The organism is Pseudomonas sp. 2848 (genome assembly GCF_003253945.1).
Lineage (GTDB): Bacteria > Pseudomonadota > Gammaproteobacteria > Pseudomonadales > Pseudomonadaceae > Aquipseudomonas.
The window spans coordinates 231,253-249,904 of record NZ_QKZD01000005.1 but is presented as its reverse complement, the minus strand read 5'-3'; the positions used below and the strand labels follow the sequence as shown (position 1 = coordinate 249,904).

The following is an 18,652-nucleotide window of genomic DNA, read 5'->3' as shown; positions in this document are numbered from 1 at the left end:
TAGCGCGACGCCCCCAACACCTCAGGACCCGCCAGGCACATCGTGATGGCTTCAAGTAACCAGGACATTCGGCACATGCTGCATCGCATACTTGCCAGCGCCTTCGCCTTGCTCATCAGTGGCGCGGCGTTCGGGCAGGCCCCCCAATCGAGCCCTACGATTTCATACACCCGGGATATCCAACCGATCTTCACCGAGAAGTGCGTGGCCTGCCACGCCTGTAACGATGCTGCCTGCCAGCTCAACCTGGGCAGCGCCGAGGGCGCCGAGCGCGGCGCCTCGAAGGTGCCGGTCTACCAGGGCGAGCGCAGCCAGGCGGTACCCACCACGCGGCTGTTCTACGATGCCCGCGACGAAGCGGGCTGGCGCAAGCAGGGCTTCTACTCGGTGCTGGACAAGCAGGGCAGCCAGGCGGCGCTGATGGCGCGCATGCTCGAACTGGGCCACAAGACTCCGCTCACGCCCAACGCCAAGCTGCCCGAAGAGATCGTGCTGGGGCTCAACCGCAACAACATGTGCCCGTTGCCGCATGAATTCGACGCCTATGCCGGCGCCCATCCCAAGGAGGGCATGCCGCTGGCGGTCACCGGGCTGACCGACCAGGAGTACCAGACCCTGCAGCGCTGGCTGAGCGCTGGCGCGCCGGTGGAAAAGACCCCTATCCAGCCCAGCGCCGCAGAGGCGAAGCAGATCGCCGACTGGGAAGAACTGCTCAATCGCCCCGGTTCGACCGAGGCGCTGGTCGGCCGTTGGCTGTACGAGCACCTGTTCCTCGCGCACATCCATTTCGTCGGCGGTGAGCAGGGCCATTTCTTCCAGTGGGTGCGCTCGCGCACGCCGAGTGGCCAGCCGGTGGACCTGATCGCCACCCGCCGCCCCAACGACCCGCCGGGCACCGATTTCTACTATCGGTTGATCCCGGTGCAGGGCGTGATCGTGCACAAGACCCACATCACCTACCCGATGGGGCCGCAGAAGCTCAAGCGGGTCAAGCAGCTGTTCTACAGCGGCGACTGGCACGCCAGCGCACTGCCGGGCTATGGGCCGCGGCACCGGTCCAACCCGTTCGAGACCTTCGAGGCGATCCCGGCGGTGGCCCGCTACCAGTTCATGCTGGACAACGCCGAGTACTTCGTCCGTACCTTCATCCGTGGCCCGGTGTGCCGCGGGCAAATCGCCACCGACGTGATCCGCGACAACTTCTGGGCGCTGTTCCAGGAGCCGGCCCACGACCTGTACATCACCGACGCCCAGTACCGTGGCGAAGCTACGCCGCTGCTGGCCATGCCAGGGCAGATCGACGACGTGGGCAGCGTGCTGAGCCTGTGGCACGCCTACCGCGACAAGCGCAACGAGTACGAAGCCCTGCGCCGTGAAGCCTATGCCGAACAGCCGGCGCCAAGCTGGTCGACGCTGTGGGCGGGCAACGACAACGCGTTGCTGAGCATCTTCCGCCACTTCGACAGCGCCTCGGTGACCAAGGGCCTGATCGGTGACGTGCCGCTGACCATGTGGTTGTTCGACTACCCGCTGTTCGAGCGCACCTACTATCAGTTGGCGGTGAACTTCGACGTGTTCGGCAACGTCTCGCACCAGTTGCAGACGCGGCTGTACTTCGACCTGATCCGCAACGGCGCCGAGGTCAACTTCCTGCGCCTGATGCCTGCGGGCAAGCGCGGCGAGATCCTCGGCGACTGGTACCAGAATAGCGGCAAGGTGAAGATGTGGATGGACTACGAGGACATCGACACCAGCACTCCGAGCGCGCTGAAACTGGACAAGCACGATCCCAAGCGCGACTTCGGCCTCAAGCTGCTGCAACGCACCGGCAGCCTGAACGCCGCGCCGGACCCGATCAACCGCTGCCAGGGCGCCTATTGCTCGCGGCCCGGCCTGTCCGCGGAGTTCCGTGACGCCGAGCAGTCGCTGAGCCGCCTGGTGTCGCGCCCGGCGGCGGGGCTCAAGGTGATCGGCCAACTGCCCGAGGCGAGCATGCTGCGCATCGAAGGGCAGGGCGGCCAGCGCCAGGTCTACAGCCTGCTGCGCAACCGCGCGCACAGCAACGTGGCGTTCCTGCTTGGCGAGGCCTACCGCTACCAGCCGGGCCTGGACACCCTGACCTTGTATCCGGGCGTGCTCAGCAGCTACCCCAACTTCATCTTCAATATCCCGACGGCCGATGTGCCGGAGTTCGTCGAAGATATGGAGGCGGCGCGTGACGACACCGACAAGTTCGAACGCATCGTCATGCGCTGGGGCGTGCGCCGCAGCCATCCTGAGTTCTGGCACTACTTCCATGACCTGAACAGCTACATCAAGCAGACCCAGCCGGTGGAGGCCGGGGTGCTGGACATGAACCGCTACGAGAACCTCTGATCGGTTGGCCGGGACTTTCCCGGCATCCTGCGGTCGGAATCGGTAGGTAGGCCCTGGGCTGCTCTGCAGCCCATCGCCAGCAAGCCGGCTCCCACAGAAGTGCGCGAACCCTGTGGAGCCGGCTTACCGGGCCTCAATGCACCGCCGATCACAGGGTATTTCATGCTGTATTCGCTTCAGGCTCTCCGGGCATTCGCCGCCTGGCTGGTGGTCTGCCACCACTTCCGGCAGATCTTCTTCGACTTCCACGCCACCGGCCCCATCGGCCAACTGCTCGCTGATCGCGGCGCGGTGGGGGTGGACATCTTCTTCGTCATCAGTGGCCTGGTGATCTACCTGTCGACCCGCGACAAGGCCATCGCCCCCGGGCAGTTCCTGCTCAACCGTGCCTTGCGCATCGTGCCCGCCTATTGGTTCTACACCCTGCTCATGGCCGTGCTGATGCTGGCGGCCAGCTGCTGGATGCCGCACCAGGTGTTCGAGTGGCAGCACCTGCTGCTGTCGCTGCTATTCATTCCGGCGGAAAACCCCGGTGGCTACGGGTTGTATCCGACGCTCAATGTCGGCTGGACGCTGAACTTCGAGATGTTTTTCTACCTGCTGTTCGGCCTGGCCTTCCTGGTGCGCCAGCGTCATCACCTGTTGTTGGTGACGGCGGCATTGCTGCTGGTAAGCGAAGTGCTGGGGCGCCTGGGTGTGCTCAGCCGTTTCTACAACAACGACATCGTCTACGAGTTCCTGCTGGGCATCGGCCTGGGCGTGCTGTACCGCCGCGGGCTGATCCGCGAAGGCCTGTGGTTGCCGCTGGGGCTGCTCGGCCTGGCAGGGTTCGCGCTCTATCACCTCGACGCTTCGCAGCGCCTGTTGCACTGGGGCCTGCCGAGCGCGCTGGTGGTGCTGGCGTTCATTGCCCTGGAGCCGTACTTCAAGGGTAACCAGGTGCTCAAGGCGCTCGGCGACTGTTCCTATTCGGTGTACCTGGTGCATGTGCTGGTGCTGTACGGCGGCCTGTTCATCAGCGAGTGGTTGCGCCTGAACCCTTACCTAGTGTTCGCCTTGTGCGTGCCGTCAATCGGACTAATGTCGTGGCTCAGCTACCAATGGCTGGAACGTGGCCTGTATTGGCGGCTCAAGGGCTGGTTGGCCGCCGGTGCGGCGCGGGAACCGGCGTTGGCGCTATCCCGAGTCAAATGCTAGGACTTTGTTACCCGGCCGGGTTGGCGTACACTGCCGGCAAGTCTGTGAGGAACTTCCATGAGCGCTATAACCATTACCGACGCCGCCCATGATTACCTGGCCGATCTGCTCTCCAAGCAGAACACGCCTGGCATCGGCATCCGTATTTTCATTACCCAGCCGGGCACTACCTACGCCGAGACCTGCATTGCCTACTGCAAGCCGGGCGAGGAGAAGCCCGACGACCAGCCGGTGGGCCTGAAGAGCTTCACCGCCTACCTCGATGCGGTCAGCGTGCCGTTTCTCGAGGACGCGCTGGTCGACTACGCCACCGACCGCATGGGCGGCCAGCTGACCATCAAGGCGCCGAACGCCAAGGTGCCGATGGTCAACGAGGACAGCCCGATCAACGAGCGCATCAACTACTACCTGCAGACCGAGATCAACCCGGGCCTGGCCAGCCACGGCGGCGCCGTGAGCCTGGTGGACGTGGTCGACGACGGCATCGCCGTGCTGCAGTTCGGCGGTGGTTGCCAGGGCTGCGGCCAGGCCGACGTGACGCTGAAGGAAGGCATCGAGCGCACCCTGCTCGAGCGTATTCCCGAGCTCAAGGGCGTGCGTGACGTGACTGACCACAGCCAGAAGGAAAACGCGTACTACTGATCGCCAGTGGTGACGCCATCGCGGGGCAAGCCCGCCCCACGCCTGGCAGCAGCTGCATCCAGGCGTGGGGCGGGCTTGCCCCGCGATGTTTTTCAGGCTTTGTGCATTGATCCTTAGCAACAAAGTGTTACGGATTCAACCCCTGCGACAACCGGTCGCGCCCCGTAAACAAAGGGCTGCAGCCCGATCAGCCGGATGTCGGGTGGATGGTGCGGGGGTGGCGTGACAGAATGCCCCGGTTTTCTGGCCGGCCCATCCCAGGGGTCGGCACCTTCCCTGTAAAGGATGGTTCCATGAATGATCTGTTGACCCGGCGCGCGGTTGTCGCCGGGATGGGCGTACTGGGGCTTGGCCTGCTGGCGGGCTGCAGCCCGGCCAGGGGCCTGGACTTCAAGTACGGCAAGAACATGAGCAACGAGATCCTCGGGCGCAAGTTCAAGCTCAAGGACCCGCAAGGCAACGAGCGCACCTTGTCGAGCTTCTACGGCTCGATGCCGATGATCTTCTTCGGCTTCACCCAGTGCCCGGCCGTCTGCCCGACCGCCATGGCGCGTGTGGCGCAGATCCGCAAGATCCTGCGTGGCCGCGACCGCGACCTGTTCCAGCCGGTGTTCATCACCCTGGACCCGGAGCGCGACACCCCCGAGGTGCTCGATGCCTACGTCAAGGCCTTCGACCCGTCGATCGTCGCCCTGACCGGCACCCCCGAGGAAATCGACGCGGTGGCCCGTGAATTCAAGGTGTTCTACGAGAAGGTCCCGGCCGGCGATACCTACACCATCTCTCACTCGTCCACCAGCTACGTCTACGATACCCGTGGCACCCTGCGCCTGAGCCTGGGCCATTCCCTGAACGCCAAGGAATGCGCTGAAGACCTGGTCACCCTGATGGAGATCTGCTGAATGTCGATGCAACCGATCAAGCGCGGCCTGGCCGCCCTGGCACTGATGAGCCTGGCCCTGCCGGCCCTGGCCCAGACCACCGTAAGCGACGCCTGGGTACGCGCCAGCGTGCCGCACCAGCATGCCACCGGGGCCTTCATGACCCTGACCGCCAGCAGCGACAGCAAGCTGGTCAGCGTCGCCTCGCCCGTGGCCAAGACCGTGCAGGTGCACGAGATGACCATGAACGGCGACGTGATGGGCATGCGTGAAGTGAAGGCGGTCGAGTTGCCGGCCGGCAAGGCGGTGAAGCTGGACCCGAACGGCTTCCACGTGATGTTGATGGGCCTGAACCAGCAGGTGAAGGAGGGTGAGCAGGTGCCGCTGACCCTGACCATCGAGGATGCCAAGGGCGCGAAGGAAACCCTGCAGGTACAGGCTCCGGTGCATGCGCTCAACGCCGAGGCCGGCGCTGGCCACGACCATATGCACATGAACCACTGATGCAGCACCCATCGCGGGCGATGCGGCGCTCCGACGAGCCTGCTCCCCGCGATGGTTGTCAGCGGTCAGCTACGAAAACGTGGCAGCGGCCGTTCGATGTTCAGCGAGGTCAGCGTCTTGCGCACCTGGGCGTCTTCGGCCTCGAGTGCCTTGAGGCTGGCGCGGATCTTGCCGGCGGCGGGCACGTCGCCCTGGCGGTCGATCCAGTCGGCGATCTCCTTGCAGGCACTGCTCAGGCAGGCCTGGCGCTGGCTCATCAGCGACAGGAGCGTGGTGATTTCTCGTTCGGACATGGCGGGTTCCTCCGTTCAGCCTTGTGAGTGTAGCAGCGGCTGCAGCCGACGGTGTCAGCCGCGCAGATAGCGCAAATAGCCCAGGCTCAGCGCGCAGATGGCCAGCGTGATCAGCAGCAACCCAGGCGCCAGCATCTGCAGCATGCCGACCAGTATCAGCCCCGCGCCGATCTGCAGGTAATACAACAGGCCGAACACGGCTGCCGCGGTACCCCGGCAATCGGCGTAGGCCACCAGTGCCGAGCCGAGCAGCAAGGGGATGGCCATGGCGAACGCGACCATTACCAGGGCCATTGGCGCGACGATCCACGGTGATTCACCGATCGCCGTCATGCCCAGCGCGCCGAGCACGAGCAGCAGCGCGGCACCCTTCATCAGGGTGGCGGCCGCGACTGCGCGCCCCAGCAGCAGGGCATTGAGCCTGGCGCCAGCCAGCGAGCCGAGGGCCAGGGCCACGCCCGAATAGCCCATCCACTGTGCCTGCCCCAGGCGTTCGAAGACGAACGGCGCCAGGCTGTACCAGGCGAACACGGCGATATTGAACAAGGCCACCAGCGCACTGGCCAGCAGCACCCGGGGGGCCGCCAGCAGGCGCATCAGCACCTGGCGCAACGGTGTCAGTGCGGGCGCGGCGGCCTGGGTCTCGGGCATCGCCTGCCAGCCCCAGGCCAGCAATGCCGATGCCAGGATCAGCTGTGCGGCCAGCACGCCGCGATAGCCGAACGCCTGGTCCAGCCAGCCGCCACCGAGCATGCCCAGTGCGGGGCTGATGGCCAGGCACGCGCCGATCAGGGAGAACACCCGGGCCAGTTCCGCGCCGTGGTAGCGGTCGCGCAATGCGGTCTGGGTCACCACCGAACCGACCGCGGCGGCGAAAGCGGCGACCATCCGCGCTCCCAGCAATTGGCTGAAATCGCTGGCCAGCAGTGCCGCCAGCGCCGCCAGGGCGTACAGCGCAAGGCCCGCGAGCATGGTCGGCCGCCGGCCCTTGATATCGCACAACCGACCCCAGAACAGCACACCGACCGCGAAGGCGACGAAGTACAACGACAGGGTCAACGAGGCATCCGCAGCGGAAACCGCGAAGCCTTCGGCCAGCGATACGAGTGCCGGGCTGTAAAGGGTTTCGGCTATTTGCGGGAACATGAGCATGGCAGTGGTGAAAGCCAGCCACCAACGATTTTGCATGGGCTTGTCCTCTGCAGTTGATCGGAGGCCCATGGTAGGGTTGGCAAGCTGTGATCCATTATCGTGATCAGGCCATAAAATCAATGAAACAGGACAAGCTGCAATGGCATGGCTCGCACCCGATAGCGCTTTTGACCCGGACGCCCACTGCGCACCGGTGATCGGCATCTGCTCGGCCCTGGGCGACCATGATTCCGGCAACCACTGGCATGTCCGAGGCCAGGTGCTGTTCACCCGCCAGGGTTGCGTGCGCATCGATTCGCCGGGGCTGCTGTGCCTGTTGCCGCCGAGCCGCGCGGCGTGGATACCGGGCGGCCTGGCACACCGCGCGCGGATGCGCGAGACGGTGGATTACCGCTCGGTGTACCTGGATGCGACGGCGGCGGCGGGGCTGCCGGAGCAGGTGACGATCCTCGACGTCAACCCATTATTGCGCGAGTTGCTCGAGCGGATTGCCCAGGCACCCTTCGACAGCGACTGGCGGCATGGGGCCAATCATCATTTGCTGGGCTTGTGTCGTGCCGAACTGCAGAGCGCGCAGCGCCAGCCAATGCTGCTGCCGCTGCCGCGCGACCGACGCCTGGCGCGCCTGGTGGACGGCCTCGATCGCTTGCCGCCGGCGCTGGGCGAACTGGCACGGCAAGCCGGGGCCAGTGAAAAGACCATCGGCCGCCTGCTGCGTCGCGACACCGGGATGAGTTACCAGCAATGGCGCCAGCAGTGGCGGTTGCTGCGGGCGGTCGAGCGCCTGGCGCTGAACGTGCCGCTGGGGGAGATCGCCGATGAACTGGGCTTCGCCAGCGACAGCGCCTTCATCGCGTTCTTCCGCGGCATGACCGGGCTGACGCCGGGCGCCTGGAGTCGTGCCGCTACGCCGGGTTGAGGCAGGCCTGGCGATAGGCGCCCGGCGGCACGCCATAGGCCTGCTTGAACTGCCGGCTCAGATGGCTCTGGTCGGCAAAACCCAGGGTAAAGGCGACTTCGAGGACGGCTTGGCCGCGTTTGAGCAGTTCCCGGGCGCGTGCCAGGCGGCGCTGCTTGAGCCAGGCATGCGGCGGCAGGCCGGTGGCCTGGCGGAATACCCGGGCGAAGTGGAACGGCGAAAGGTTTACCGCAGCCGCCAAGGCCTCCAGCGACGGCGGATCGGCCAGCTGGCTCTCCAGCAGCTCGCGGGCGCGGGCCACGGCCAGCGGTTCGTTGCCGGGGGCGACGGGTTCGGCGCAATGGCCATGACGTTGCACCAGTGCCAGCACGGCCTGGCGCCAGGCGGTCTGTTGCTCCAGGACGCTGGCGCAGGATTCCGAAAGCCGGTGCAGGTGGCTGAACGTGGCGGCCAGGGCCGGGTCCTGGATCACGCTGTCCTTGAACCGGGGCAGGCCATGGCGGCCCAGTTCCAGTTCGTCGAGCACGCCGGTGACCCGTTCATGCTCGGGGTAGAACCCGCGGTAGCGCCAGCCAGCCTCGTGGGCGGTGGCGCCGGTATGCAGCTCGTCGGGGTTGATCAGCACCATGCTGCCCACCGGCGCCAGGTGCTCGCTGCCACGGTGCCAGAAGCGCTGGGCGCCGGACTCGATCACGGTGAACACATAGCCTTCGTGCACGTGCGGGGCGAAACGCTGCTGGATGTAGCGGGCGTGCAGCATCTCGACATCGCCCAGGGCGGGCGCCTGCCACAGGTGGGCCTGTTCGCGCAGGGGCGTGGTCATGCCAGCCAGCTGCGCAGGAGGAAGAAGATCAGCATGCTCGCCAGCATGCTCAGCAATACGCTGCGGGTCAACAGCACCAGGGCGATGGCCACCAGCGAACCGAGCAGGTAGGGGTTCAGCGGGCTCAGGTCGAGCTGGTGCCCGGGCAGGAAGATGATCGGCCCGCAGATCGCGGTGAGCATGCCGGGCACCGCAAAACCGAGGAACTGCCGCGCGTTGGAGCTCAGGCGCAGGGGTAGGCGCGGTTCGAGGAAGGCGTAGCGGTTGAGGAACACCACTGTGCCCATGGCGAAGATCAGCAGCCAGATCATGGGCGGCCTCCGGAGAACTTCTGGCAGACGAAACCGGCGGTCATGCCCAGCAGGCCGGCGGCGACCAGGGCGGTCTCCCAGTGCCAGTAACTGAACAGCACCGAGCAGAACAGCGACACCGCCACGCACACCACGGTCGGCAGGTTGCGCACCAGCGGCGCAATCAGTGCGACGAAAGTGGCGACGATGGAGAAGTCCAGGCCCAACTGATCCAGGTGCGGGATGTTCTGGCCGAGGACAATGCCGGCCAGGGTGAACAGGTTCCACGCCACATAGAACGTCAGGCCCACGCCCAGGGCGTACCAGCGGTTGAACTGCTGCTGGTCGTGGTGGCTGGTCAGGGCGAAGAACTCATCGGTGAGCAGGAAGCCCAGGCCCAGCCGCCAGCGAGTCGGCAGCCCCGACAGCACCGGGCGCATCGACAGCCCGTAGAGCAGGTGCTGGGAGGTCAGCAGCAGGGTGGTGAGCAGGATCGAGAACAGGTTGGCGCCCCCTTTGAGCAGGCCGATGGCCACCAGTTGCGCGGCACCGGCGAAGACGATGGCCGACAGGCCCTGGCCTTGCCAGGCGCTGAGGTTGGCTTCGATGGCCATGCTGCCTGCGAGCAGGCCCCAGGGGGCAACGGCCACGGACAGCGGCAGGATGGCGATGGCGCCGTGGAGGAACGCTTGGCGGGCGAGGGGTGGGCTGGGCATGGAAGCGGCAACGAATCGACAGGGCAGACAAGCATGCCAGACAGGTCAGAGGGTGGCTTGAACGATCTTGCTTTGTTGTCACCTTTGCTGGCCGCGTCAAAGGGCAAGCCCACAGGCTTGAGCAGCGGGCTTGCCCTTTACTTCAACGCAATTCGACCTGCGCGCACAGTCCGCCTTCGGCGCGGTTGCGCAAGGTCAGGCTGCCGCCCATGGCCTGGGTCAGCTGCTGGGCGATCGCCAGCCCCAGCCCGGTGCCGCCGGTGCTGCGGTTGCGCGAGCTTTCGACCCGGTAGAACGGCTTGAGCACGTCGTCGAGCTCCGCCTCGGGGATCCCGGGGCCATCGTCGAGCACGCGGATCAGCGTCACGCCGTTCTCGCAGCCGACTTCCAGCTGCGCGGCGCCGGAAAACTTCAGAGCATTGTCCACCAGGTTCACCAGCACCCGGCGCAAGGCGTGGGGACGGGTTTCCAGGGTAGCCTGGGCGCTGCCGCTGCGATTCACCTGCGCGCCGCTGTCCTGGTAGTCGAACACCAGGCTGTCGAGAAAGGCGTCGAGGTTGACCCGGCACGGCGCCTCGGTGCCGCTGTCCATGCTGCGGGCATAGGCCACGCCCTCGCGCACCAGGTGCTCCATGGCGTCGAGGTCGTGCCACAGCTTGTCCTTTTCCAGCCCGTCGTCCATCTGTTCGACCCGCAGCTTCATGCGCGTGATCGGCGTCTGCAGGTCGTGGGAGATGGCGGCCAGCAATTGCATGCGCTCCTTGAGGTAGGCGGCGATGCGCGCCTGCAGCGCATTGAAGGCCACGGCGGCGTAGCGCACCTCGCGCGGGCCGCTTTCGTCGAGCAACGGACCGGGGCTGTTCGGGTCAAGGTCGTCCACGGCCTGGACCAGCCGGGTCAGCGGGCCGATGGCCAGGCGCACGGCGAGCCAGGTGCAGGCCAGCAGCACCGCCAGCTGGATCAGCAGCACCACCGGCAGCCAGGTGGCCACCGGCACCGGGGCCGGGGTGACGTCGATGGTCAGCGGCGCGCCGTCGGCCAGGCGTAGGTGGGCCTGGAAGTGCGCATTGGGGCCGGGGATTTCCTGGAAGGTCAGGCGGTAGCGGTCGCCGATGGCCTTGACGATCGAGTCGGCGGCCATCGGCGGGTTCTCGCTCGGCATGGCTTCGCCGGACAGCCCCTCGTCCAGTCGGTAGCGGTAGGTGCGCCGTTCCAGGCGCGACAGCCAGGCCGGGCGCTCGGCGGCGGGCAGGCGGTCGAGGATGGCGACCGAGGTCGACACGTCCAGCTCCAGGTTGCTGAGCATCATCGAGCGGCTACTGACATAGCGCTCGTACGCCTGCAGGCTGAAGGACAGGCCATAGGCCAGCACCAATCCTGTAAAGAAGATCAGCGCCAGGCGCGAGGCCAGGGTGCGTGGCCACTTCATGCCGGTGACTCCAGCAGCTGCACCGGCAGCGAAAACACATAGCCTTCGCTGCGCACGGTCTTGATGCAGGTGGGCTCGCGGGCGTCGTCGCCCAGGCGTTGGCGCAGGCGGCTGACCAGCAGGTCGATGGAGCGGTCGAAGATGTCCGCCTCGCGGCCCTGGGTCAGGTTGAGCAGCTGTTCACGGCTGAGCACCCGCTGCGGGTGGTCGAGGAATACCCGCAGCAGGCGGTACTCGGCGCCGGACAGCGCCACCAGGGTGCCTTCGCTGTCGAGCAGGTGGCGGGCGGTGGTGTCCAGGCGCCAGGGACCGAAGGCGATCAGGCGACCGCTTTCGCTGATGGTCAGGTTGGGCGGCAGCATGCGTGTGCGGCGCAGCACGGCGTTGATCCGCGCCAGCAGCTCGCGGGCGGAGAACGGCTTGGTCAGGTAATCGTCGGCGCCCATTTCCAGGCCGATGATGCGGTCGGTCTCGTCGTTGCGCGCGGTCAGCATCAGCACCGGCGTGTTGCGGTGCTTGCCGGCGCGCAGTTCGCGGCACAGCAGCAGACCGTCGTCGCCGGGCATCATGATGTCGAGGACGATCAGGTCGACCGTGTTGTTTTCCAGGAAGGCGCGCATCTGCCGGCCATCGGCGACGATGCTGGTGCGCAGGCCGTTCTTCTTCAGGTAGTTGCCGACCAGTTCGCGGATTTCGCGGTCGTCGTCGACGACCAGAATGTGATCGACATGCTCCATCGGGGTGTCCTTGTAGGTGAGGGTTGGGCGCAGTGTACCGAGCGAATCCGGGCTTGCCTGCCACGCTTTGTATTGCAGTGTATCTGGCGCTGCCGTGGATACAGGAGGAAGCACGTCACAGCCTGGGCGGACACAAGCGGGATACCTGGCGGGAGTGAAATGGCCTTACCGGGGAGCGACGCCTCCCCAATGCCAAGACCTCGCATCAGGAGAACCACCATGACTATCAAGACCCTCGCCAGCGCCGCCCTGTTCGCCGCCCTCGGCCTCGGCGCCATCACCGCCCAGGCCAGCAGCACTTCGCTCAACGAGGCCAGCGTGATGCAGTACCGCTACGGCGACAAGCTGGATGTGAAAAAGGTGCTGTCGGTGAAGGATGATCGCAGCAACACCTGTGGCGTGGTCAACACGCGCATGGACTACCTCGACTCCCAGGGCAAGCCGCAAAGCGTCGAGTACCGCTCCTACGCCACCAGTGGCTGCCATGACAACTGAGGCGCGCGGCAAGCGCCGCCTGCTCAAGGCCGGCGGCGTGGCCCTGGCCCTGCTCGGGCTGGGCCTGGCCGGCCACCTGCTGGCCCGCGACAGCTATGGCACCATGCCTTCGCTGGCCGGGGCCGAGCAGTGGCTCAACTCGCCGCCGCTGGACGGCCCGGCCCTCAAGGGCAAGGTGGTGCTGGTGGATTTCTGGACCTACGACTGCATCAACTGCCGGCGCAGCCTGCCGCATGTCAACGACTGGGCGCGGCGCTACAGCGCGCAGGGGCTGGTGGTGGTCGGGGTGCACACGCCGGAGTACGACTACGAGCATGACATCGACAGTGTTCGGGCGCAGGTGCAGCAACTGGGCATCGCCTATCCGGTGGCGGTGGATAACGGCTATCGGATCTGGAACGCCTGGGGCAACCAGTTCTGGCCGGCGCACTACTTCGTCGACCGCAAGGGGCAGGTGCGCCATGTGCACTTTGGCGAAGGCGATTATGCGGGGCAGGAGCGGGTGATCCAGGCATTGCTCGATGAGCAGGGCTGATCCTTTGTCCGTTCCGGCCCTATCGCGGGGCAAGCCCGCTCCCACGACCGCCGACTGGCAACCTGCGTGGGAGCGGGCTTGCCCCGCGATAGGGCCCGCCCAGGCAACATCATTCGCCGAGCCGCTGCTCCCGCGACGGCGGATAGCCGAAGTACGCCGCATAGCACTTGCTGAAATGCGATACCGAAACGAAGCCGCAGGCCACCGCCACCTCCATCACCGACAGGTCCGAATACTGCAATAGCCGCCGGCTCTTGGTGATGCGCAGTTCCATGTAGTAGCGCCTGGGCGAGGTACCCAGCTGGGCCTGGAACAAACGGTCGATCTGCCGCCGCGAGCGACCGGAGTAGGCGGCCAGCTGGTCGAGGCTCAGGGTTTCCTCGAGGTTGTTCTCCATCAGTTCGACGATGGTGCGCAGGTGCAGGCTCATGGATTTCTTCGCCCCGGGCCCGACCTGGCGATAGCGCGCGCCGGAGAACGACAGGATCTCTTCCACGCCTTCGGCCAGGGCATCGCCGTACAGGCGCCGTACCAGGCCGAGCATCAGCTCCATGGCGCCATTGGGGCTGGCGGCGCTCAGGCGATCGCGGTCCAGGGTGAAGCTGGCCGGGGTGATGCGCGTCTGCGGGCTGATCTCGGCCAGGCTGGCGCGCTGCTCGGGGTGCACGCTGCAGCCGTAGTCGTCGAGCACCCCGGCGCGGCCGAGGAACCAGGCGCCGTTCCACAGCCCGCCGAGGGTCATGCCGTGGCTGGCGCAGTCGCCCAGCAGGCGGTCGAGGTCGGGGTACTTCAATGGCGTGCGCAGGCCGCCGCACACCACCAACAGGTCGAGGTCCTGCAGGCTGCGGGGATCGAGCGGGCTGGCGATCAGTTCCAGGCCCAGGTCGCTGAGCACGCGATCACCGCCCAGTGACAGCGGGGTGGAGGTGAAGCTGTCGGCGCGCAGCAGGTTGGCGGTGACCAGCACGTCCATCGCCACGGTGAAGCTGGCCATGGAGAAGTGTTCGAGCAGGACGAAGTCGACGCGATAGGGGCGCTGGTTGCCGGCGTCTCCGGACTTGAGCCGCAGCATGTTGCTGGTGCTGGTCTTCTTGCTGAATTGGCGTGGCGTGGGCACTGCGGACTCCGCTTCCTGGCTGGCGGGGTCGAGTGTGCGGTGGGGCGGGGGGAAAGACAACAGGGCGTTGGATGCCGCTGAAAACACAGCGCCCCCTTGGGAGAGGGCGCCGGTCTCTGCCGCGCGGGGGTTAGAAGTCGCCGCGCAGGGTGAACATGTAGCTACGCGGAGTACCGTAGGTGGTGCCGCGGGTCCAGTAGCCCATCGAGTCGAAGTACTTGCGGTCGAACAGGTTCTCGACGTCCACGCCCACGGTCCAGTGCTCGTCGAGCTTGTAGGCGGCACGCGCGTCGAAGATCGCCCGGCCGCTGTTGTACGCCTCGTTGTAGGCATCGACGTAGGAGTTCTGCGCCGAAACGCCACCACCGACGCTCAGGCGGTTCCACTCGCCCGGGAAGGTGTAGTTGGTGTTCACGCGCACCATGTGTTTCGGGGTCTGCGCCGAGATCGGGCCACCTTCGGACGAGCTGGTGGTGTTGTAGGTGTAGCCAGCCGCCACTTGCAGGCCCGGCAGCAGTTCGCCGGTGGCCTCGGCTTCGAAGCCCTTGCTGCGGTTGATGCCGTCGCCGTTGACCCAGCAGCGGCCGGCCGGATCGGTCGGGCACTTGCCACGGTTGGCGGCGTCCTGTTGGGCCACGTCTTCCTGCTCGATGTAGAAGACTGCGAAGGACACGTTCAGGCGTTTGTCGAACAGCTCGCCCTTGATCCCGGTCTCGTAGTTCGAACCGATCGACGGGTCGAGCACGCTGCCGCTGACGGTGCGGTAGTTGGACTGCGGCAGGAAGATGTCGGCGTAGCTGGCGTACCAGGACCACTGGTCGTTCAGGTCGTAGATCGCACCGACGAAGGGTGTGAATTCCTCGTCCTGCCGGCTGGTGGTTACCTTCGGGCCGTTCCAGGCTTCGTTCTTGTACCAGCTCAGGCGACCACCGAGGACGAAGCTCAGGTCTTCGGTGGCGTGCAGGCGGGCGCTCAGGTAGGTGCCGTAGCGGGTGTCGATGGTGTCGTTCTTGGAGTCCCATCCCTGGCGCGCCAGCTCAGGAATATTGCTGTGGCTGGGATCAAACACATCGAGAGGAATAGGGGTGGGCAAGAACTCCGTGGCGTCCTTGTCGTTCATCTTGCGCTTGGACCAGTTGGCACCCAGGGTGAGCTGGTGAGTCAGGCCAAACGCTTCGAAGGTGCCATCCAAGTGGCCGTCGATGGCGTTGGAGGTGACATCGAACTTGTGATAGCTGACGTCCTTGACCACTGGACCACCTGGGGCGCCGTACTCCAGCGTGTCATTCACGCCCCACTCGATGGCGCTGCGGTTGTAACCGCCTTCGGAGTGAGACAGCGCCAGCTTGCCGGTCCAGTTGTCGTTGAATCGATGGGTGAGGTCGGCGAACACCTCGTCCATGTTGGTCTGCAACTTGGTCCAGTCCTGCCCGAGGTAGGTCGAGCGCTTCAGGTGCGGGTTGCTGCCGTCGGGGTTGTTGGGGATACCCAGCACGCTGTAGCCGTCGATGCGCGAGGTCTGGCGGCGCAGTCCGAGAGCGACGGTGGTGGCATCGTTGAGGTCGGCCTCGACGATACCGTACAGCAGCGGCCGCTTGGACTTGGTGACATCGGTGAAGTAGCCACGGTCCTCATAGGAGGCGACCATGCGTCCGCGCAGGGTGCCCTGGGGGTTGAGGCGGCCGCTGGCATCCAGGTCCAGGCGGTAGTTGTCCCAGGAACCGGCGCGGGTGATCACGGAAAAACGCGGGTCGGCGGTCGGGCGCTTGCGCACCAGGTTCACCGCGCCGCCCGGGTTGCCCGCGCCCACCAGCAGGCCGGAGGCGCCGCGCAGCACTTCGACGCGGTCGAAGATCGCCATGTCCGGGGTCATCCAGCCGGTGTAGGCGTAGGCCTGGCCGGGCACGCCGTCGACCATGTAGCTTTCGTCGGTGAGGTCGAAGCCACGGGAGCTGAAGTGGTGGTTGCCATAGCCGCGGTTGGCGCGGGTGATACCGGTGGTCTGGGCCATCACCTGGTCCAGCGAGACCAGGTTCTTGTCGTCCATCAGCTTGCGGGTGACCACGGTGACCGACTGTGGGGTCTCGCGCAGCGATTGCGCGGTCTTGCCGATGGTCACCGCGCCGGTGGTGTAGGAGTTGCTGCCCTCGGTGGTGGCACCCAACACCTGGCCATTGATGGTGGTGGCGTCCAGGGTCATGGCCGAGCCGGATTCAGCCGCGCCGCTGATGATCAGGGTGTTGTCCTGCACGCTGTAGCGAATCCCGCTGTTCTTCAGCAGCTCCCCAGCTGCCTGGGTTGGCGAGAAGCGGCCCTTGACCGGGCTGCTGCGCAGGCCCTGTACGGTCTCTGGGCTGAACAGCACCTGCAGGTTGCCCTGGCGACCCAGCTCTTGCAGCGCGCTGCTCAGCGATTGTGCCGGGATGTCGAAGTCCCTCTCCTGGGCTTGCACTTGCGCTGCGAGCGGCAGGGACAGGGCGAGGCCGAGGGTGGCCATGGCCGGCGAGGAGCGCAGCATCCGGCGCAGCATCAGCGCCTTGCTCAAGGGGGTCAGTGTGTTGGCTGGTAGTGGCATTTTTATGCTCTGGCTCAAGGTACGCAAAGTAAATGAAAATTATTCCGTTGCGAGTAGGACGCATGCGCATGCCAAAACCGGAAAAATATTTTCGGTTGGCAGGGGCCTGACCTGCGACTTCCCTGTAGGCAGGGGTGATTCAGCGTGCGGCTATAGGGGAACGAGCGGAGCGGCGGGGAATTTACAACGTGCGGGCGGTGGCGAGGACCACCGCCCGTGAGGCGGGGTCAGGCGGGCAGGGCGGGTTCCTGGTTGCGCTCGACGACGATCTGGCCGCCGTGCATGCGCACCAGTTGGTCGGCCACCGGGAAATAACGGTCGTCGTGGGAGATGACGATGATGGTCTTGCCCTGCTGTTTCAGTTCCGGCAACAGCTCGGTGTAGAACACGCGGCGGAAGGCCGGGTCCTGGTCGGCGGCCCATTCATCGAACACCAGCACCGGGCGCTGGTCGAGCCAGGCATTGATCAGCGCCAGGCGCTTGCGCTGGCCGGTGGACAGGTCGGTGGTGGTGAAGCTGCCGTCGCGGATGCTCACCTTGTGGGCGATATCCAGGCGCTCGAGGTACTTGCCGGCCTCGGGCGGCAGCTCGGCCTGGCCGGGCAGCGGCTCGTCGAACAGGTAGTAGTCGGCGAAGATGGTGGTGAACAGCTGGCGGTAGTCGTCCAGGCGCTGCGGGGTGACCGTTTCGCCATTGAGGCGCACCTCGCCTTGTTGCGGGCTGTACAGGCCCAGCAGCAGCTTGATCAGGGTGGTCTTGCCGCAGCCGTTCTCGCCGACTATGAAGACAATGTCGCCTTGGCGGATGCTCAGGTTCACCGGCCCCAGGTGGAACGGCTGGCTGCCCTCGACCTGCGGGTAGTCATAGCGCAGTTGGCGCAGCTCGATCGACTCGACGCTGGACACGGCTGGGGCGCGGTCGCTCACCAGCAGGTGCGGCTCCGGCGATGAGAAGCGCGCCGACAGTTCGGCGATGCGGCGCAGGGCGATCTGCGCGCGGCTGATGCTCGGCAGGTTGGTGATCAACTGCTCCAGCGGCCCCTTCATGTACAGCATCACCAGCACGAAACCACCAAGCACGGTGCGGTCGGTGCTCGGCCACAGCGCCTGGAAGGCGATGGCCACGCCGATGACGGCGAAGAACAACATCGAACCGAAGGTCTCGGCGCTGACGAAGATGTTCGCCGCGCGGATGTTGGCCTTGCAGATGCGCTCGGTGGCGCCGTGGATCAGCTGGTCATGCATGTGCTGGCGGCGCTTGCGCTGGATGCGCAGCTCCTTGGCGCCGCCGGAGAGAGCCTGGTAGTGCTTCTGCAGCTCGTCCTCGCCGTTGCGGGCGGTGAGGATGTTCTTCATGCCGAAGCGGTGGGCGAGGAACTGCGCGCCCGTGCCGATCACCACGGTCAGGGCGGTGATCAGCAGGATCTGCCAGGACAGCAGCGCCAGGTAGGCCAGGCAGCCGAGGGTGACGGTGAAGGCGATGACCATCGGCGCCACGGACAGGGCGAAGGCGCTGATGGTGCTGACATCGTTGAGCAGCACCGGGATCAGGCGGTGGGCACGGTAGCGCTCCAGTTGCGCGATCGGCGCCACCAGCACCTTGGCGGACAATTCGCGGCGCAGCCGCGCCACCACCTTCTGGCCCACGTAGTTGGTCAGCAAGTTCGAGCCGGTGGAGCAGGCCAGGGTCAGCACGCACAGGCCACCGAACAGCAGGGCGGTATGGGTGTCAGGCCCGCCGGCGGCATTCATCGCGCTGTTGATGGTGGCCAGCAGGGCGGTGACGCTCAGGCCGCTGACCACGCCAAGGGCCGCCGAAAGCGCGACCAGCATCCAGAACGGCTTGAGTATGCGCAGGGTTTCCTGGGCGAGGCTGGGTGTCTTGAGCGTCATGGGGGCATCTCGTGAGTATTCGTTGGCGCCGGGCAGGAGCAGGTCCTGATCTTGGTAGACGAGAGGGTTTTGCGCGGAT

The 18,652-nt window shown here is 65.9% G+C and carries 18 protein-coding genes; 8 read left to right on the top strand and 10 right to left on the bottom strand.

Annotated features, from left to right (window positions below):
• Positions 1-75: 75 nt before the first annotated feature.
• From DFS21_RS12320 to DFS21_RS12300, 5 genes are all read left to right on the top strand, one after another.
• On the top strand, positions 76-2,376 hold the full coding sequence (locus DFS21_RS12320) for a fatty acid cis/trans isomerase (RefSeq protein WP_110699417.1): 2,301 nt from the start codon (positions 76-78) through the stop codon (positions 2,374-2,376).
• 162 nt (positions 2,377-2,538) lie between these two features.
• Positions 2,539-3,573 carry an acyltransferase gene (locus DFS21_RS12315; protein ID WP_111532388.1) on the top strand — a complete coding sequence of 345 codons (1,035 nt, stop codon included), beginning with the start codon at positions 2,539-2,541 and terminating at the stop codon, positions 3,571-3,573.
• 57 nt (positions 3,574-3,630) lie between these two features.
• Entirely contained in the window at positions 3,631-4,215 is a 585-nt protein-coding gene (gene nfuA, locus DFS21_RS12310; protein ID WP_023630602.1) for a Fe-S biogenesis protein NfuA, read from the top strand.
• 293 nt (positions 4,216-4,508) lie between these two features.
• Entirely contained in the window at positions 4,509-5,117 is a 609-nt protein-coding gene (locus DFS21_RS12305) for an SCO family protein (protein ID WP_110699413.1), read from the top strand.
• Positions 5,118-5,600, top strand: a complete 483-nt coding sequence (locus DFS21_RS12300; protein WP_111532387.1) for a copper chaperone PCu(A)C — start codon at positions 5,118-5,120, stop codon at positions 5,598-5,600.
• Positions 5,601-5,665: 65 nt separating this feature from the next.
• Here DFS21_RS12300 and DFS21_RS12295 read toward each other — a convergent pair whose 3' ends face one another.
• Positions 5,666-5,893 carry a hypothetical protein gene (locus tag DFS21_RS12295; RefSeq protein ID WP_023630605.1) on the bottom strand — a complete coding sequence of 76 codons (228 nt, stop codon included), beginning with the start codon at positions 5,891-5,893 and terminating at the stop codon, positions 5,666-5,668.
• 54 nt (positions 5,894-5,947) lie between these two features.
• A complete protein-coding gene (locus DFS21_RS12290; protein WP_111532386.1) occupies positions 5,948-7,081 on the bottom strand; it encodes an MFS transporter in 1,134 nt (377 codons plus the stop codon).
• Positions 7,082-7,184: 103 nt separating this feature from the next.
• Between DFS21_RS12290 and DFS21_RS12285 the strand changes: the two genes are divergently transcribed.
• Positions 7,185-7,964 (top strand): helix-turn-helix domain-containing protein, encoded by a 780-nt coding sequence (locus tag DFS21_RS12285; RefSeq protein WP_110699409.1) that lies wholly within the window; start codon positions 7,185-7,187, stop codon positions 7,962-7,964.
• On the opposite strand, the gene DFS21_RS12280 is transcribed toward DFS21_RS12285, so the two are convergent.
• The 5 genes from DFS21_RS12280 to DFS21_RS12260 all read right to left on the bottom strand — a co-directional run bounded on the left by DFS21_RS12280 (position 7,951) and on the right by DFS21_RS12260 (position 11,959).
• Positions 7,951-8,787, bottom strand: a complete 837-nt coding sequence (locus tag DFS21_RS12280) for an AraC family transcriptional regulator (protein WP_110699407.1) — start codon at positions 8,785-8,787, stop codon at positions 7,951-7,953. The genes DFS21_RS12285 and DFS21_RS12280 overlap by 14 nt on opposite strands.
• A complete protein-coding gene (locus DFS21_RS12275; RefSeq protein WP_111532385.1) occupies positions 8,784-9,098 on the bottom strand; it encodes an AzlD domain-containing protein in 315 nt (104 codons plus the stop codon). The genes DFS21_RS12280 and DFS21_RS12275 overlap by 4 nt, the downstream gene beginning before the upstream one ends.
• Positions 9,095-9,793 (bottom strand): AzlC family ABC transporter permease, encoded by a 699-nt coding sequence (locus tag DFS21_RS12270; RefSeq protein ID WP_111532384.1) that lies wholly within the window; start codon positions 9,791-9,793, stop codon positions 9,095-9,097. The genes DFS21_RS12275 and DFS21_RS12270 overlap by 4 nt, the downstream gene beginning before the upstream one ends.
• A 142-nt stretch (positions 9,794-9,935) precedes the next feature.
• Positions 9,936-11,222, bottom strand: coding sequence for a HAMP domain-containing sensor histidine kinase (locus tag DFS21_RS12265; RefSeq protein ID WP_046855863.1), 1,287 nt, complete (start codon positions 11,220-11,222; stop codon positions 9,936-9,938).
• A complete protein-coding gene (locus tag DFS21_RS12260; RefSeq protein ID WP_046855862.1) occupies positions 11,219-11,959 on the bottom strand; it encodes a response regulator in 741 nt (246 codons plus the stop codon). The genes DFS21_RS12265 and DFS21_RS12260 overlap by 4 nt, the downstream gene beginning before the upstream one ends.
• 219 nt (positions 11,960-12,178) lie before the next feature.
• On the opposite strand from DFS21_RS12260, the gene DFS21_RS12255 reads away from it, so the two are divergent.
• A complete protein-coding gene (locus DFS21_RS12255; RefSeq protein ID WP_110699403.1) occupies positions 12,179-12,454 on the top strand; it encodes a DUF2790 domain-containing protein in 276 nt (91 codons plus the stop codon).
• 19 nt (positions 12,455-12,473) lie between these two features.
• Positions 12,474-12,989 (top strand): thioredoxin family protein, encoded by a 516-nt coding sequence (locus DFS21_RS12250; protein WP_110699735.1) that lies wholly within the window; start codon positions 12,474-12,476, stop codon positions 12,987-12,989.
• Between the two features lie 109 nt (positions 12,990-13,098).
• Here the strand turns inward: DFS21_RS12250 and DFS21_RS12245 are convergent, their stop codons facing one another.
• The 3 genes from DFS21_RS12245 to DFS21_RS12235 all read right to left on the bottom strand — a co-directional run bounded on the left by DFS21_RS12245 (position 13,099) and on the right by DFS21_RS12235 (position 18,573).
• The gene (locus tag DFS21_RS12245) at positions 13,099-14,106 is read right to left on the bottom strand and encodes a GlxA family transcriptional regulator (protein ID WP_046855860.1); all 1,008 of its coding nucleotides are present in this window, start codon (positions 14,104-14,106) and stop codon (positions 13,099-13,101) included.
• 130 nt (positions 14,107-14,236) lie between these two features.
• Positions 14,237-16,681, bottom strand: a complete 2,445-nt coding sequence (locus DFS21_RS12240; protein ID WP_111532383.1) for a TonB-dependent receptor — start codon at positions 16,679-16,681, stop codon at positions 14,237-14,239.
• A 227-nt stretch (positions 16,682-16,908) separates the two neighbouring features.
• Positions 16,909-18,573: a cyclic peptide export ABC transporter gene (locus DFS21_RS12235; protein ID WP_102682353.1), complete on the bottom strand. Its 1,665-nt coding sequence runs from the start codon at positions 18,571-18,573 to the stop codon at positions 16,909-16,911.
• Between the last annotated feature and the right edge of the window lie 79 nt (positions 18,574-18,652).

What these genes read in the sequence shown, in the direction of transcription:
- DFS21_RS12320 (WP_110699417.1), top strand. Translation starts at nt 76, where the DNA reads ATGCTGCATCGCATACTTGCCAGCGCCTTCGCCTTGCTCATCAGTGGC.
- DFS21_RS12315 (WP_111532388.1), top strand. Translation starts at nt 2,539, where the DNA reads ATGCTGTATTCGCTTCAGGCTCTCCGGGCATTCGCCGCCTGGCTGGTG.
- nfuA (WP_023630602.1), top strand. Translation starts at nt 3,631, where the DNA reads ATGAGCGCTATAACCATTACCGACGCCGCCCATGATTACCTGGCCGAT.
- DFS21_RS12305 (WP_110699413.1), top strand. Translation starts at nt 4,509, where the DNA reads ATGAATGATCTGTTGACCCGGCGCGCGGTTGTCGCCGGGATGGGCGTA.
- DFS21_RS12300 (WP_111532387.1), top strand. Translation starts at nt 5,118, where the DNA reads ATGTCGATGCAACCGATCAAGCGCGGCCTGGCCGCCCTGGCACTGATG.
- DFS21_RS12295 (WP_023630605.1), bottom strand. Translation starts at nt 5,893, where the DNA reads ATGTCCGAACGAGAAATCACCACGCTCCTGTCGCTGATGAGCCAGCGC.
- DFS21_RS12290 (WP_111532386.1), bottom strand. Translation starts at nt 7,081, where the DNA reads ATGCAAAATCGTTGGTGGCTGGCTTTCACCACTGCCATGCTCATGTTC.
- DFS21_RS12285 (WP_110699409.1), top strand. Translation starts at nt 7,185, where the DNA reads ATGGCATGGCTCGCACCCGATAGCGCTTTTGACCCGGACGCCCACTGC.
- DFS21_RS12280 (WP_110699407.1), bottom strand. Translation starts at nt 8,787, where the DNA reads ATGACCACGCCCCTGCGCGAACAGGCCCACCTGTGGCAGGCGCCCGCC.
- DFS21_RS12275 (WP_111532385.1), bottom strand. Translation starts at nt 9,098, where the DNA reads ATGATCTGGCTGCTGATCTTCGCCATGGGCACAGTGGTGTTCCTCAAC.
- DFS21_RS12270 (WP_111532384.1), bottom strand. Translation starts at nt 9,793, where the DNA reads ATGCCCAGCCCACCCCTCGCCCGCCAAGCGTTCCTCCACGGCGCCATC.
- DFS21_RS12265 (WP_046855863.1), bottom strand. Translation starts at nt 11,222, where the DNA reads ATGAAGTGGCCACGCACCCTGGCCTCGCGCCTGGCGCTGATCTTCTTT.
- DFS21_RS12260 (WP_046855862.1), bottom strand. Translation starts at nt 11,959, where the DNA reads ATGGAGCATGTCGATCACATTCTGGTCGTCGACGACGACCGCGAAATC.
- DFS21_RS12255 (WP_110699403.1), top strand. Translation starts at nt 12,179, where the DNA reads ATGACTATCAAGACCCTCGCCAGCGCCGCCCTGTTCGCCGCCCTCGGC.
- DFS21_RS12240 (WP_111532383.1), bottom strand. Translation starts at nt 16,681, where the DNA reads ATGCCACTACCAGCCAACACACTGACCCCCTTGAGCAAGGCGCTGATG.
- DFS21_RS12235 (WP_102682353.1), bottom strand. Translation starts at nt 18,573, where the DNA reads ATGACGCTCAAGACACCCAGCCTCGCCCAGGAAACCCTGCGCATACTC.